The sequence below is a fragment of the Argonema antarcticum A004/B2 genome, from assembly GCF_023333585.1.
Lineage (GTDB): Bacteria > Cyanobacteriota > Cyanobacteriia > Cyanobacteriales > Aerosakkonemataceae > Argonema > Argonema antarcticum.
In genome coordinates this window covers 19,000-34,348 of the sequence record NZ_JAIQZN010000058.1, presented here as the reverse complement: position 1 = coordinate 34,348, position 15,349 = coordinate 19,000, and the positions used below count along the sequence as shown (strand labels likewise).

Here is a 15,349-nt window from a genome sequence, read left to right as displayed (position 1 = left end):
AGTTAGTGGCGTTACGACTAAGTTTCCGGTAATTATATCTAACAAACAACCAAAACGTTTCTCTTGTAAACCGTGCCGAACAAAATGTTGAATTGCTTGTGAATTATTTAATCCCGCCGCCTTTAAATCGGGATAATTTCCCAAATAATATCCAAGATCAAATTTATCCGAAGCAGCGCGTCCCTCATCAATGCCATACTTAACAAAATGTTCGATTCCCGTCAGTTCATCTTTTTTAACTGCGGCGTCAACATCCTGATTTTTGGCTAAATAATAGCTATTCTGAAATACAATACTGGCATCCCGCAATTCTTTTTGCCCGAATAACATAAAGTGGTCAAAGGCACTTCCAAAACCCCGTTTATCCACTGCCTGCGCCACATCAACATATTTGGAAAGATATAAATTTTGGTCAAACAAGGCGCTGGGATTTCGACGCTCGAATTTGCCAAACTGCTCAAAGTGGTCAAACCCACTATTGACAACACCTTTAGCCTTCGCTTCAGCTACATCTAGATTGGATTCTAGATAAAAACTTTCGTTAAAAAGAGAGCGTTCTTCTAACATGACTTAAATTCTCCTGAACAAACTGAACAGCATTAATATTGTGGACTTCGTATTGCGTAACATTACAACGGAATGTGGGTTCCAAGGGATACTAAGTTGCTAAAAGCAACTTTTGGGTAAATTTATCGACCGCTCTATCTCATTCATATACTCATACGAATAATTTAATTGTATTCAGCTTAAATAGCACTGTCAAGAGTGTGAGCAAAATTTTTGCTCGTCAACTCACACCCGCCTAACTCCTCCCGATGATCGAATTTCTTCCAGCTCTCACGGATATGAGACACAATGGAAATAGATCGGGATTTACGGAAACAAACTCTTCAGAGGCTACCCGTACTGCTGCGAGCCGTAAGTCCCGCAGTTAAAACAACTCCTATAAATGTGAGCGTCAAACCGTGATACCTCAAGACTTTCTCCAAACCATCGCCAGAAAACACGGCGTTTCCGACACCGAACTAGAAGCATTATCCTTAGCAATGGATGGCCAAACGACACCTGCGATCGCACGCCAGCTAGCCATCAGCGAAGATGCAGTCCGCAAGCGCTTAAGCGAGATTTACCAAAAATTTCACATCTCCGGCAGAGGGCCAGTGAAGCTAGCCCAACTACAGCAGCTACTCGTCTCCCAGTATCAAGCCCAGCAACATACAGATCGCACCAATCCAGTTGCAGCAATATCCGACACCCCCCACCAAGATTGGGGCGAAGCGCCCGATGTCTCTGTTTTTTACGGACGCACCAAAGAACTGGCAATCCTAGAAGAATGGATAATTAAAGATAACTGTCGTCTGGTAGCGCTGCTGGGTATGCCGGGAATCGGCAAAAGTTTCTTGGCCCACAAGTTAGCCCAGCAGATCCAGGATGAGTTTAAGATCGTCATTTGGCGATCGCTACGCAATGCCCCACCCCTCCTAGAGCTTTTAGCCGATTTTCTCAAAACCCTACCTCACTCATCGGAGCTAGATCTACCGAAAACCGCCGATGAAGGAATCTCGCGGCTGATTGGGTATTTGCGCCAGCACCGCTGTCTGCTGGTACTCGATGGCGTAGAGACGATCCTGCGTAATGGCGATCGGTTTGGACGCTACAGTAAGGGATATGAAGGCTACGGCATATTCCTAAGAAGAATAGGAGAAGAACAGCATCAAAGCTGCTTGTTAGTTAGCACTCAAGAGAAACCAGGAGAAATTATTCGACTTGAAAGCGCAAACAGATTAGTTCGATCATTGCAACTAGAGGGTTTAAATTCAGAAGCAGCCAAGGAAATCTTGCAGTCAAAAAATCTCACTGGCGAAGAATGTTGGGATGATTTAATTAAACTTTATCGAGGTAATCCGTTAGCATTAAAGTTAGCCATTGTTATGATTGAAGATATCTTCAATAAAGATGTCGCCAAGTTCATCAAGTTAGGAACAACAGTTCTCAGCCCAGATTATCGCGAACTGCTAGATGACTTATTCAAACGCTTATCAGATTTAGAAAAAGAGGTAGTGAAATCTTTGGCAAATCAAAATAAACCCACTTCATTTGAAGAATTGCGCTCGAACATGACAGCCACCTTATCTGCATCAGAGTTAATCGAAGCCCTAGCATCTTTGGGAGGGCGATCGCTCATTGAAAAATTTCCCAATAAAGACACAAGTGAAATAGTTTTCACCTTACAACCTGTAGTTAAAAAGTACGTCCAAAAATCTCGTTAACCACCCGAAAGAATGAAGTAAAAAACATGGAAAAATTATATAATTTTATTTTGCACAATCTTTTAGTCAGGAGTTGAGTATGGGGTGAACTATTGTATTAATCCAGAATGCCAACAACGTCAGAATTCGGACAGTGTAGAGTTCTGTCAATTTTGCGGTACTCAATTACTTATCGATCGGCGGTATCGCCTCCTAAAACCGTTACGTCCATTAAATCCACTCTCATCCACTGAAGTATTTGAAGTAGATGATAGTGGAACGCCAAAAGTTATGAAGGTGTTAAAAGATAATAGAGAACAATTAGTCGAAATGTTTGCGCGAGAAGCCTTGACTTTGGAATTCCTCAATCATCCAGGAATTCCCAAAGTCGATCTAAATGGTTACTTTCCTTTTACACCTAATAAAAGTACCCAGGAACTCTACTGCTTGGTGATGGAAAAAATTGATGGGCAGAACTTAGAGCAATGGTTAGCAGAAAATGGTAAAATATCTCAATCCCTAGCCTTAAATTGGCTGAGACAATTAATAGAAATTTTAGATGTTGTACATCAAAATAAGTTTTTACATCGAGATATTAAACCATCTAACATTATGCTCAAGCCCGATGGGCAATTGGTATTAATTGATTTTGGTACTGTTAGGGCAATTGATAATAACTATTTGGCAGATGTCGAAATGAACAGCGTTACGACAATTTTTTCAGAAGGCTACACGCCACCAGAACAAATCAATGGTCAAACAATTCGGCAATCAGATTTTTACGCTCTTGGACGCACTTTTTTGCATTTTGTAACAGGTAAGCCGCCTTACGAATTTCATAAAATTTCTCAATTAGGTAAGTTGGTTTGGCAAGAAGAAGCACCGCAGATATCCAAGCCATTAGCAGACTTTATTGATGATTTGATGGCTTTTAACCCAGCGGACAGACCGCAAAATACAACGGTAATTCTGCGGTATTTGACGGCCAAAAATTTGTTATTAAAATATGCCATATTATTAACTAATTCTCGAAAATTTAAATGGGGGTTAACAGTAGGAATAGCAATAGGAATCAGCGGTATTTTTCTCTATCGATCGGCATATCCTTGGATTAGCCAAAACTACTATGAGCGAGGGGTAGAAGCGCAAAAAGTAGGACAGTTAGATAAAGCGTGGGAATTCTACGAATTAGCCTTGAAATATAATCCGAAAGATGCCAGAATTTATAATAATATGGGATTGCTATGCCAAACAAAAAAAGATTTTCGTTGCGCTCAAATTAAGTACGAACAAGCTCTCAACCTTAACCCAAATAATCCCGTAGCTCGATATAATTTAGGAGGACTTTACGATGATGCGAGTGACTTTCAAAGTGCCGAATCCCAATACAAGCTAGCTATTGAATCTAATAGTCCCGTTGCAGTTAATGCTCTTAGCGATTTAGCTCGTCTGAAAATTTTGGATAGAGATACTACCACAGCTATTGAATTGACCACACGCGGCTTACAAAAAGTTACTAACGAGCAGATTAAAATCAAGTCAACTTTGTCCAAAAATCGCGGTTGGGCGCATTTGGTACAAGCTGACTATGCTGAGGCTAAATCTGACTTGCAAAATGCAATAAATTTTAATCCAAAACGTGCTGATTCTTATTGCTTATTGGCACAGGTAATAGAAGCTCAAGGTGACAAAAAAGGAGCGTTAACAGAATGGGAAAATTGTCTAGAAAAGGATTCGAGAGATAGCGTAGAAGTGAAAGTATGGAAAACTATGGCATCCCAACGTTTGAAAGAAACAGGACAAAATAAATGAAACTAAAAATATCACTTTTTTCAATCTTAGCAACAGTTTCCTTAGTTATCGCCTTAATTCTGACTAATGTAGATTGGACGATAGCCACCGTTGGTAACAATCCCGTTGGACGAATTATTGTTGCGGAAAATGATAGCCAAATTACAGCCGGAAAACTGCTCTATGTCGGTGATACCTTGCAACCGAAAAGTGCAGCTAATGTTGTTGTTCTTTGTTATAATAATGGACAAACTTGGAACCTACCTACTGGTAATGTATCTCGCGTGAGCGATCGCTGTCAACCACCAACACAAGGACTAGATTGCACTGACCGGAGAAACGGTTGTCGTAATGATGACGGTCGCAGTCCTATTCGCAATCCTAATACCCCTTATATTATCAGTCCCTACAAGACAGATTTAATCAATGATAGACCGCCAATTTCCTGGCAGATTGTACCGGGAATTACCGATTACACCGTGCGAATACAAGATATAACTGGTTCGGGGGTAAACTGGGAAAGGATAGCAAATACCACTGACAATGAAATTAAATGGAATTATCCTCCCGACGTGGAACCTTTACAACCGGGACGGAAATATAAATTAATAGTTGAAGCTAAAACTGAATCACCCGAAAAGCTTGCAGCACCAGGAGAAGCAATATTTGCTATGCTGAAGAAAGAGGATATTAAGCAGGTGCGAGATGTTGTCGATCGAATTAACAAGTTAAGTATTCCAAAAGAGGAGAAATCACTTCAGGATTTGTATAGCATCTATCATGGCAAAAATTTAATTAGCGAAATCCAAGAAATGCTAGAATCGCTGGTGAAAGACGGTAGTCAGACAGCACAGGTTCATCGAAAATTGGGAGATATTTACTTTAAACAAGGATTGTTAGAATTGGCGAAATCTCGTTACGGAATGGCAATTAAGTTAGCAAAAATTGCGGGAGATACAGTCGAGTTAGAAAAAGCACAAACAGGATTCGATCGAGTTAATGAAGCGCAGGCGTTCTAGTCCGCTTGCGAATCAAAGATACTGTCAGGTATTACCCCCCCAGTTAATTCGCCAACAGTATCTTTGATTTCCGGGTGGTGTGGGTGACATAGCAAATTAATTTACTATTAATTTTCAGGATTCGATTCATTATCCATATCTTCAGACGTGGATTGTTCAGGCGTACTATTTTCTTGATGAGCATTTTCCAACAATCCAGCCATTTTAAGTAAGTGTTTTAATATGCCAATTTTCAAATCTTTATTACCGTGAATTGGCACAGAAATTCGTACTGTATTACCTGGTTTACCGTAGATGTGATAACTTCCTTGAACTCGTAATAATATCCACCCATTTTTCTCTCACAACTTCGCTAACTTTTTGCCAGAGATAGAGTTCATATAGCAATCTCCATAATTCTATCTTTATCAGTTGTCTTAATTGATTCAACATCGACAGATAGACAACCTTCAATTGCTTCATAGAGATTTTGCAGCAATTCCTCAAAAGTTTCGCCTTGGGTAGCACATCCGGGAATTGCGGGAACTTCAGCCCAATATCCGCCTTCTTCTGCTTGGTGAATGATGACTTTAATTTTCATAGTGTAGTTATCCTGTTATTCATTTTTTGTTGCATTTTTTCGGAGAAGTCTGGGAAAGTTTTGTCAGAGATACAAAATCATTCGTAGACCTTCATCTACTTCCTCTTGCAAACTATCCGGTAACGACCCCACTCGTTCCATCAAAACCGTTTTATCGATAGTAAAAATTTGAGACACATTAACAACAGAATCTTGGGGCAAGTCGGTTGCTTCACGCGGTAACAAAACATTACCAGGTGCTTCTGCCAGTCGCTTATTGGATGTAATGATCGCCACAATTACTGTTCTGATGCGACTCTGGGTAAAAGTATCATCTTGAACAATCAAGACAGGGCGGCGGTATCCTGCTTCCGAACCAAGTGGGTCAGGTAAGGTTGCCCACCAAATTTCTCCGCGATACACTACCAATCCTCACGTGGTAAAGACATGAATTGCATTTTTGCTAACACCGAATCTAATTCAGATGATTCTTCCGAGTAAACCTGATTCAGTTTTGCCAAAATCAGATCTCGGTCATATTTCTGTAAGTATGCTTTTAGCGCCTTCGTATAAAGTTCGCTGCGAGATAACCCCAACTGTTTAGCTAGTGTTTCCGCTTCATGAAAAACTGAATCTGGAAGTGATATCGCTGTTTCCATAAATTGTTTCCGGGCAATTTGTCTACTTATAATTATACCTGAATGATGCAAGTCGTATGGTAGGGCGGTTTTTTTAAATTGTTTGCCTGATGGAGAGATTGTTCGCTAAACCGGACACGATATTACGCAACTACATCTTAAAAAAGGTATATTGTTGTGCTGTCTTCGCCAGATAAGAGCGCTAAAGCGCAACAACGTACCTAGAAAATCTGTTAAATTAAAGCCAATTACCTGCTAAAATAAAAGGTGCCCAATAATAAGGATGCTCGTAAACTTTGTACTCAGGATTATTGTTAGGATTCTTCAAAAAAGCCAGTTGTGCTTGTCGCAAAGCTTCGGCTTTCGTAGCACCTGCTTTTAAGTTTTGGTAAAATTCTTTCATAAATAAAGTAGTAGATCGATCGCTCACCACCCAAAGACTTGCCAGCGTACTCCTAGCACCTGCTTGCACCGCTACTCCGGCGATACCTAAACCACCTCGTTTATCTCCTTTTGCTGTTTGACAAGCACTCAAGACAAGTAACTCAATGGGATCTGGACTATCTTGAGTTTTGCTCCTCAGTAAATTGTCTAACTGTCTGACATTAATTGGCTTATCGTAAGCAAGAATAAATGTTTTCTCGGCGTTAGAGCTAAACTGACCGTGAGTTGCTAAATGAATAATCGTAAAATCAGAAGCATTAAGTTTATTTGTGAAACCTTCTATGGTAAAATTATCATTGGTAAGTATCTCTTTTGAAACTGTATTGTTTCCTACTTCAACTAATTCAGCTTCTACATTATCGAGTTTCCTGTAATCGGGAGGGAAAGTCATATCACTATAACTAACTCCAGCAATTAATGCTTTCGACTGCTTCCAAGGAAAAAACTTTGGTTCTCGGATTTGGGAACCTAAACTAAGGGCAATACTGTAATCTTCAATTAAGTAGCGTTTATCTTCATCTTGCAGTAGCGCCATTGGAATGTTTTGTAATTGACTGTCCAGCACAAAGATTAAGGTTCCTTCTTTTGGTAAGTAGGTTTTAGCTGGGGCAATTAATAATTTATAAAGTTCTTGAAAATTGGGAGAAATTGTATTGTTAGGGTTATCGTTTCTAAGATTTTCATTTTGAAGATAACTACTCAGCACCGAAATATTACTTTTAACTTCGTTCCAAGGTACGCTGTAATGATGAGGTACAGACTGATGGGGAACGCTAACAATAACTTCGAGCTTATTTTGCTTTTCCAAAATAATGGTGTAAATAATAGCTGCTGGAGGACGATCTAACTTATTGACTGTATCCTCAAGGGATACCGAGTCTATAAAGTCGCATTGGAGGAAATTTTCTAGTTCTGTTAGCTGGAAGCGATCGTTTATTTCAAGTATCTTTTTCAGATGCTCTTCATTCGGTTCTTTCAAATACAAATTAATTGCTTCTCGATAGACTGGTTCTACCTTCGATCGAAAGGAAAAAAGCAGGTCTCCATTGATGTATAATAAATCGCGACGGACTGCATCAAGGGTTTTAATTGCTGCATCGTAAGCTGCGATCGCATCTTCAGTTTTCCCCTGTTTTTCGTAGATCCGTCCTAACTGTCGTTGCGACTGATAAGCAATATCTTCAGCCCGAATAGATTGAGCTACTAAAACTCCTTCTTCAGTGAAATTTTCAGCGAAAGATAGTTTATTAGTTTGCTCGTATAAATCACCTAAAATACTAAGAGCATAAGCTTCTGCTCGTTTATTTTCTAACTCTTGTGTTTGCGATCGCGCATTTGTGGCGTGTTGGATAGCTATAGACGCATTTTCTGGCGAAACTTGGATTAAACTGGTAGCAAAGTTTAGCTGCGCGTAGATTGCCTGAATTGGAGATAAGTTAGAAAATAAATCTTTATCATTAAGTAATTCATCAACTAGCGGCTGGATTTGGGATTTAAATTGATTTAATTTTTGGGTTAATTGGGAATTATTTCCTTTGGAATTCTCATTTTTTAACCAACTTTCATATTTCAACAAAAAGCTCAGATAATTTAATTTAGCTTGGATTTGTGTAACTTTAGCAGTCGGGCTATTTTCTGCCTGTTTAACGGCTTCTTGATATTCACCGAAGGCTTGTTCAGCTATTTTTATAGCATAGTCTCTATCTCTAGATAATTCTGTTCTTTCATACAAGTCAATTCCTTTATTATACAAAGCTTGTTTAGTATTCCCTAAACTTAATAAATTAGCATTAACATCGGGGGATAATTGGAGGCGCTCGCTCATTTTTAAACTTTCTTGCAAAACCGATTGAGATTCTTCTAAATTGCCAATGTCTCGCAAGACATCGCCGAGAATTCGCAACCCGATCGCGTTGACAGAGGAAGATTTTTGTTTAACAAGAGCTTGTTTGAATAAATCCAGTTGTTTTTGGCTTGATAACTCAATTTCGGACGGTTGCTTGCAAAATAAATTATCTCCAGAATCCAGTTTTAAAGCTGACAATAATGTCATACAAGCACGACGATATTGCCCTAACGATCGCAACGCCAGACTTTGATTGATTTGGCTACCAGTAACGCCTTCTGGTAAACCTAATTCGCTGTAAATACTGGTCGCTTCTGACCAATTTTTCAACGCTTCTTCTGCTTTTCCCTGATTTAATAGCTCATGTCCCTCCCTAGTTAGAAATTGAGCGTCGCTTCGCGATCGCACTTGAGAAGCAGCAGCAAATTTACCCTGGTGACAGCCGATCAAAAGGGCGATCGCTACTCCCAGCAGTACATATTTCCAAAGTGATTTATCTCTACCAAAAAACACGCTCGCTCCTCTCTCTAAAAGGTACGTTGTTGCGCTTTAGCGCTCTTATAGCTAGGGGCTAGGGGCTAGGGGCTAGGGGCTAGGGAAGAGGGAAGAGGGAAAAGGTTACTCCGTAAGGGATTTGGATAAGAAGTAAGAGTTGGAGTTGCCCTAACCGCCTTGGCGGTTGCTATATCGCAACAAAGTACCCCAAAATTTGTATTTATCTTGTGACACTTACATAAATCATATTTCTAATAAAATCTTAATTGCAAGCAGGTAATACAGAACCAGAGTTGTTAGGCGTCACAACGGATGGAGAAGCAGTAAGTTCCACCACACCATTAGGATTGATTATCCAGCCTTGGGCTTCGACAATTTGCTCCGGGAAAGAGGAATAAGTTTTAGGGTTATATAGATTTGATTCCCTTGTTGATGAATCTACCCAGCCTATATTACTGCTAAGTGCATCGCTGGGATTTGGTGGCACTCCACCACTACCAGTATTAATAAATCGAGTTTGTCTACCCCTCGCTCGACAACCTTGCGCTGGAGGTGAAGAAGCGATCGGTACTTGGGGTAACTTAAGTAATCCTTGAGTAGGGTTAGTGTTCGGTGTTTGGATGTCCACTACACCATTAATTCCCCTTTCCGAACTGGCACTGACTTCGCTATCGATCGAGCGAAAGTCGCCTTGAGTATAGATCAGGATATTGCCACCCCGTCCGGCGATCGCTTTGGCAATTATATCGCTATTTTCCAAACCAGCTAAGACACCCGTATCGATCGTGATATTGCCGCCATTGGCCGTGCCTTGGGTAGCATCCGTGCTGATTCTACTGCCATTGCGTAACACTAATCCTTGCGATCGCAGATTAATATTCCCAAAATTACCCGCTGTCGTGGTAGCTGTCATAAAACCATTATCTAGATGAATTGAGCTAGCCGCGACTTCCAGATTGCCTGCTGCGCCCGTTCCTTGAGCGCTCACAGTGACTTGCGCCCCCTCTGTGACAATCATCTGCCCCCGCGCTTGAATTGTCAAATTTCCCCCTGCACCTGTAGATTCCTGACCCTTAGCTGTACTGGCATATAATCCGCTGGCTGGGCCTTCATTATTACCAACAATGTTTGCATCAAATCGGCCCTCTCGTTCGACAAAATTGGGATCGCTACCAGAAAGGATAATTTTGTCAGTAGCATTGATAGTTATATTACCTGCCTGACCGCTGCTGCTAGTTGTGGCGATCGCTTGTCCACCGCCTGTAGCCTCAAAAATAGTGGCGTTAATCGTAATGTTTCCTCCCTTATTTTCATTAAGTGTTTGGGAATTAATCACAGCCCCATCTGATACGCGAAAAACATTAGTATTAACTGTAATATCTCCTCCCAAACCCCTTGCCCCTGGCTCAGTAGGTGTTAATAAGGCACTGGAAGTTTTATCTGTGCCAATTCCATAAATTGTGATATAATCAGCCGTATTAATCTGAATATTCCCGGCATTTCCCTGGCCTCGGGTTCTGGCAATTACGAGAGCGCCATCAGCAACTTCTAGCGAACCCGTTGTAATGTTAATATTTCCTCCAGTTCCCACTCCCGTAGGTTTGACGACGCTATATATACCGCTGGATTGTTCAGTTTGAAGAATTTCATTGAAAGAAGGGCTTATCCCCGACAAGACGATCGCATTGGCAACATTAATAGTTATATTGCCTGCATTTCCCATTCCTTCCGTGCTAGCCGTGACAACAGCACCGTTTGTAACAGAGAGAGAACCAGCCGAAATATTTATATTTCCTCCATTCCCTACAGCATTATTAGATTCCACACCGCTGTAAGCACCGCTAGAAAAAACATCAGGCCCCACTCCATCAAAAGATACTAAATCGCGGACATTGATGTTGAGATTGCCAGCGTTTCCCTGTCCGTTTGTGCTAGCTTGCACAAGAGCGCCATTGCTTACTGTTAGCGAACCTGCTGTAATATTGACATCTCCTCCCTGACCCGTAGCTCCCCGTTCTACTCTGTTGTATGCAGCGCTGGAGATGTTGTTGATACCCTCACCTTCAAATAAGGCTGTACCCAGGATGTTTATATTTACGTTGCCTGCATTTCCCTTGCCTCTAGTGCCAGCGTAGATGTAACCGCCGTTGCTTACCGTTAAAGAAACTGCTGTAATGTGAATATCACCACCGAAGCCTGTTGCGTTCTCTAATACTTGATTATAAATAATGCTGCGAGTACCAGTGATAACTAATGCTCCAGTTACATCGATTTCGATATCTCCGGCGCGAGCGTCAATAGAACCCAATCCCGAAGCTATTCCAGCTCGAAGAACTGCTCCTTGTGAAATTTCTAAGTTTTTGGCATAGATCGCAATACTACCGCCGCCAGCAGCTTCTACATTCACTTCCGTGCCATTGGTGAGAGATATATTTGCTCTTGTTATGCGATCGGGAAAATTTAAACTTAAATTATCTCCATCCATATTTAGCCCGACTGTTCCCGCTTCTGCTAAACCTCCCAACTCCACTCGACCACCTGGAGCCAGTAAAATTCCTCCATCCACACTCACATTTCCGCCTATAAGAGCGAGGGTTCTTCCTGGCTGCACTTGTAATCCGGCTGCTTGACTGCTGTTATCGATCGCTCTAGATCGATTGATAATATCTCCTGGATTTGACCCAAATTGCAAACCAATGGGTACACTAATTGTCAGCAAGGACGTGGTTTGAGGAGCGCTGGCGCTAAAAGAAGTCCCATCAGTAAAGTTTATACTATTGGCTGTACTTGCTAAAAACGAGCCACCGATATTCAGTTGAGCATTGAGGCCAAAAATAATTCCGTTAGGATTTAGTAAAAACAGATTGGCGGTGCCGTTAGCTTTGAGCAACCCATCAATGTGAGAAATCGACCCACCTGTGACCCGTGTAAAGATGTTTTGGATGTCCAGTGCGTTGTTGAAGAGGACTGTGCCGCCTGTAGGAACAGAAAAATCTTTAAAGCTGTGGAAGAGGTTGCCACCTTTATATGTTCCTCCCTCAATGATGCTGGTGTCCAGAGAGGGTGTGACGACAGAATTGACTCTTAGGGTAGCATCTGGTGTAATTTGAGCCAGAGTGCAGTCTCCCAAAGAAGCGATCGCCCCACTCACCCAAAACAAACTTGTCGCACATAATGTCCAGCACCCGATTACCCTTTTTTGAGACATTTCACAAATACACCCATAAAAGCAACCGCCACCTGTTGAGTACGCTCAGCCATTAGACTAGGATGTTAGTGCGGTTATATGATGTGTTTAAGTATACTTGGCGATCGCTGTTTTGGCCGTGCAAAGTTCTGCTTTAAAATGTTCTCGTACAATTGCTTTAATCTTTGACTCCAACTATAAACCTAAAATCTTATTTTTTTATTTCGAGCTTTTTTTGAGAAAAGGAACTTATTTTTTGAGTTGAAAAATAGAAAAACCTCATTTATATAAGCATAAATTTATACAATATTTATATCCGCACGTAGGTTTAACGACACAGCCGTTTTAGGGAAAAACTTAGTGAAGTAGTTCCAGAACTGCTTGGGCGACTCATAAAAGCTCAACTGTATTAGACTTTATCTATGAAGATTTTTTACTTGTTAATAACCTTCACCAAAAAATATGTGTTTCTGTACCAAACAACAGGTATTTATTTTGACAAGAACCATTTACAGCTAATAGTTCGGGCTAGATCCTGAAAGAAGCGATCGCACCCATTTTTTGGCCGCTTAAAAAGCTATTTACTTGATAAAATACTTTAAGGGAGAGTGGTTGTCAAATGTCAAATGTCGCTAACAAAATTAACTCCTCAATTACCTCAATGTAGAAGCAACCCATTCAGCTATGTAATGCTCTATTTCAGCAACTTCTGCCTCAGTGTATCCTTGACATCCCGTTCTTGCCAAATCAAAGCTAAAACTGCCAACAACAAACTGGGAATTAAAACTTGCAATTCATTATCCACAGGCGTATCATCCGAACTGGGTAATTCTTCCGAAGATGGCAAACAACTTAACGGATTGTACTTCAACATAATTGCCTCAAATTAATATTTTCCAACTTTTTCCCCCTAAATAAGTTATAATTCATCAATTAAAAAAATTAATCAACTCAAAACTCATTCCTCATTCCTCAAAACTTTCCCCCCTCCCCCCCTTGCCAACGATCCCGCACAGTCCGACACTGGACTTGGGAACGATCGGCAGTTAAGAGGTTTTTCGTGAAAAGAGTTCTAGCCATTATTCTCGGAGGCGGCGCTGGCACCCGTCTTTACCCGTTAACCAAGCTCCGCGCCAAACCAGCAGTACCACTAGCAGGGAAATATCGCCTCATCGATATCCCCGTCAGTAACTGCATTAACTCAGAAATCTACAAGATTTACGTCCTGACGCAATTTAACTCAGCTTCCCTCAATCGGCACATTGCCCGCGCCTACAACTTCTCAGGCTTCACCGAAGGCTTCGTTGAGGTACTAGCCGCCCAGCAAACCCCCGAAAACCCCAACTGGTTTCAGGGTACTGCCGATGCGGTGCGCCAGTATCTGTGGCTGTTGGAAGAGTGGGATGTCGATGAATATATAATTTTGTCGGGAGATCACCTCTACCGGATGGACTATCGCCTATTCTGGCAACGTCACCGGGACACCAATGCGGATATCACCATCTCCGTTGTGCCGATGGACGACAAACGCGCCTCGGACTTCGGCTTGATGAAAATTGATGGTAAGGGCAGGGTGGTTGATTTCAGCGAAAAACCCAAAGGTGACGCCCTCCAACAGATGCAGGTGGATACCACCGCTCTGGGGCTAACACCCGAAGAGGCGCAGAAAATGCCCTATATTGCCTCAATGGGGATTTATGTCTTCAAAAAAGACGTGCTGATTAAGTTGCTCAAAGAATCACTAGAACGCACGGATTTTGGTAAAGAGATTATCCCCTCGTCGGCAAAGGACTATAACGTTCAAGCCTACCTATTTGACGATTACTGGGAAGATATTGGGACGATCGAAGCGTTCTATGAAGCAAACTTGGCCCTGACGCGGCAGCCTCACCCGCCTTTCAGCTTCTACGACGAAAATGCCCCCATCTATACTCGCGCTCGTTACTTGCCACCCACAAAACTGTTGGATTGTCATGTGACGGAATCGATGATTGGCGAAGGCTGTATCTTGAAGGAATGCCGGATCGATCGCTCGGTGTTGGGAGTGCGATCGCGGATCGAAGCAGGTTGTCTGATTGAAGACTCCCTCATTATGGGGTCAGACTTCTACGAACCTTTTAGCGAACGGCAATTCAACAGCGGTGCCCATGTTTATATGGGCATAGGTGCCAACTCAACAATTCGTCGTGCCATCATTGACAAAAATGCTCACATCGGCTGCGATGTTCAAATTGTCAACAAAGACAGAGTGCAAGAAGCCGAACGCGAAAGTCAAGGATTCTACATCCGCAGCGGGATTGTTGTAGTCTTGAAAAACGCAGTCATTCCCGATCGAACTGTGATTTAGAATTTGGGATTTTAGATTTTAGATTTTGGATTAAAAATCTAAAATCTAAAATCTGAGATTGCCATGACTGAAAACCAAAAAGATCGGAGAGCAACCTACTTTCAGTCGTAAAGAAAAAAAACCTTTTCAGTATTGCCGAAGCTCGCCCTCCGAACGAGCGTCTGGGGGTCAATCCAAAATCCAAAATCCAAAATCCAAAATCGATTGACCAGACTAATTCTCCTTATTGGACTTCCCGGTAGCGGTAAATCCTTTCTGGCACAAAAGCTAGTAGCCCAAAGTCAAGAAACTTTGCTAATCTCTACAGACGCCATTCGCGCTAAACTATTTGGAGATGAAGCTATCCAAGGCTCCTGGCTGTTAGTTTGGCAAGAATTGCAACACCAATTTCAGCAAGCTGTCCAGCAAATACAGTTGGGACAAGCAGAGGCAGCAATTTACGATGCCACCAATGCAGTTCGCCAACATCGACGAGAAGCGATCGCCTCTTCCCGCGAAATCGGCTTTACCCACATCACCGGGTTGTGGCTAGATATACCAGTTTGGCTTTGTCTGGCACGTAATCGCCGCCGCCAGCGTCAAGTACCGGAAGATGTTATATTTCGGATGTATCGGCAACTTCGCGATGCTCCTCCAACACTTGAGGATGGCCTAGACCGCTTGCTACCCTACTATCCGGGTGTATCCAGTCAGGAAATTGCGATCTGGTTAAAGAGCAATAACCGAACCCAACCTAACTCCCATATTTGATAGTCTTATAATATAGAATCGATC

11 protein-coding genes and 2 pseudogenes are annotated in these 15,349 nt (G+C 41.9%); 5 read left to right on the top strand and 8 right to left on the bottom strand.

What is annotated here, in order from left to right; translation table 11 throughout:
* Nucleotides 1–567: pseudogene (locus tag LAY57_RS22510) on the bottom strand (PPC domain-containing protein); the annotation flags it as partial.
* 398 nt (nucleotides 568–965) lie between these two features.
* Here LAY57_RS22510 and LAY57_RS22505 point away from each other — a divergent pair.
* The 3 genes from LAY57_RS22505 to LAY57_RS22495 all read left to right on the top strand — a co-directional run bounded on the left by LAY57_RS22505 (nucleotide 966) and on the right by LAY57_RS22495 (nucleotide 5,059).
* On the top strand, nucleotides 966–2,270 hold the full coding sequence (locus tag LAY57_RS22505) for a helix-turn-helix transcriptional regulator (protein WP_249069093.1): 1,305 nt from the start codon (nucleotides 966–968) through the stop codon (nucleotides 2,268–2,270).
* Nucleotides 2,271–2,354: 84 nt separating this feature from the next.
* Nucleotides 2,355–4,061 (top strand): protein kinase domain-containing protein, encoded by a 1,707-nt coding sequence (locus LAY57_RS22500; protein ID WP_249069092.1) that lies wholly within the window; start codon nucleotides 2,355–2,357, stop codon nucleotides 4,059–4,061.
* Complete coding sequence (locus LAY57_RS22495; RefSeq protein ID WP_249069091.1) at nucleotides 4,058–5,059, top strand: tetratricopeptide repeat protein; 1,002 nt, start codon at nucleotides 4,058–4,060, stop codon at nucleotides 5,057–5,059. Before LAY57_RS22500 ends, LAY57_RS22495 begins: the two co-directional genes overlap by 4 nt.
* 107 nt (nucleotides 5,060–5,166) lie before the next feature.
* On the opposite strand, the pseudogene LAY57_RS22490 reads toward LAY57_RS22495, so the two are convergent.
* From LAY57_RS22490 to LAY57_RS22460, 7 genes and pseudogenes are all read right to left on the bottom strand, one after another.
* Nucleotides 5,167–5,388, bottom strand: a pseudogene (locus LAY57_RS22490) (type II toxin-antitoxin system HicA family toxin); the annotation flags it as partial.
* Between the two features lie 47 nt (nucleotides 5,389–5,435).
* Nucleotides 5,436–5,639, bottom strand: coding sequence for a type II toxin-antitoxin system HicB family antitoxin (locus LAY57_RS22485; protein ID WP_249069090.1), 204 nt, complete (start codon nucleotides 5,637–5,639; stop codon nucleotides 5,436–5,438).
* 63 nt (nucleotides 5,640–5,702) lie between these two features.
* A complete protein-coding gene (locus LAY57_RS22480; protein WP_249069089.1) occupies nucleotides 5,703–6,041 on the bottom strand; it encodes a type II toxin-antitoxin system PemK/MazF family toxin in 339 nt (112 codons plus the stop codon).
* Nucleotides 6,041–6,277, bottom strand: a complete 237-nt coding sequence (locus LAY57_RS22475) for a hypothetical protein (protein ID WP_249069088.1) — start codon at nucleotides 6,275–6,277, stop codon at nucleotides 6,041–6,043. Before LAY57_RS22475 ends, LAY57_RS22480 begins: the two co-directional genes overlap by 1 nt.
* A 217-nt stretch (nucleotides 6,278–6,494) precedes the next feature.
* Nucleotides 6,495–9,059, bottom strand: a complete 2,565-nt coding sequence (locus tag LAY57_RS22470; RefSeq protein ID WP_249069087.1) for a CHAT domain-containing protein — start codon at nucleotides 9,057–9,059, stop codon at nucleotides 6,495–6,497.
* 244 nt (nucleotides 9,060–9,303) lie between these two features.
* Nucleotides 9,304–12,249, bottom strand: coding sequence for a two-partner secretion domain-containing protein (locus tag LAY57_RS22465; RefSeq protein WP_249069086.1), 2,946 nt, complete (start codon nucleotides 12,247–12,249; stop codon nucleotides 9,304–9,306).
* 673 nt (nucleotides 12,250–12,922) lie between these two features.
* Nucleotides 12,923–13,102: a hypothetical protein gene (locus LAY57_RS22460; RefSeq protein WP_249069108.1), complete on the bottom strand. Its 180-nt coding sequence runs from the start codon at nucleotides 13,100–13,102 to the stop codon at nucleotides 12,923–12,925.
* Nucleotides 13,103–13,288: 186 nt separating this feature from the next.
* Here LAY57_RS22460 and LAY57_RS22455 point away from each other — a divergent pair, with 186 nt between their 5' ends.
* Both LAY57_RS22455 and LAY57_RS22450 read left to right on the top strand, forming a co-directional pair.
* Nucleotides 13,289–14,575, top strand: a complete 1,287-nt coding sequence (locus tag LAY57_RS22455; protein ID WP_249069085.1) for a glucose-1-phosphate adenylyltransferase — start codon at nucleotides 13,289–13,291, stop codon at nucleotides 14,573–14,575.
* A 204-nt stretch (nucleotides 14,576–14,779) separates the two neighbouring features.
* Entirely contained in the window at nucleotides 14,780–15,325 is a 546-nt protein-coding gene (locus LAY57_RS22450; protein ID WP_249069084.1) for an AAA family ATPase, read from the top strand.
* The last annotated feature ends 24 nt before the right edge of the window (nucleotides 15,326–15,349 follow it).

Coding starts and splice junctions, on each gene's coding strand:
- LAY57_RS22495 (WP_249069091.1), top strand. CDS start 4,058: ATGAAACTAAAAATATCACTTTTTTCAATCTTAGCAACAGTTTCCTTA.
- LAY57_RS22485 (WP_249069090.1), bottom strand. CDS start 5,639: ATGAAAATTAAAGTCATCATTCACCAAGCAGAAGAAGGCGGATATTGG.
- LAY57_RS22475 (WP_249069088.1), bottom strand. CDS start 6,277: ATGGAAACAGCGATATCACTTCCAGATTCAGTTTTTCATGAAGCGGAA.
- LAY57_RS22465 (WP_249069086.1), bottom strand. CDS start 12,249: ATGTCTCAAAAAAGGGTAATCGGGTGCTGGACATTATGTGCGACAAGT.
- LAY57_RS22460 (WP_249069108.1), bottom strand. CDS start 13,102: ATGTTGAAGTACAATCCGTTAAGTTGTTTGCCATCTTCGGAAGAATTA.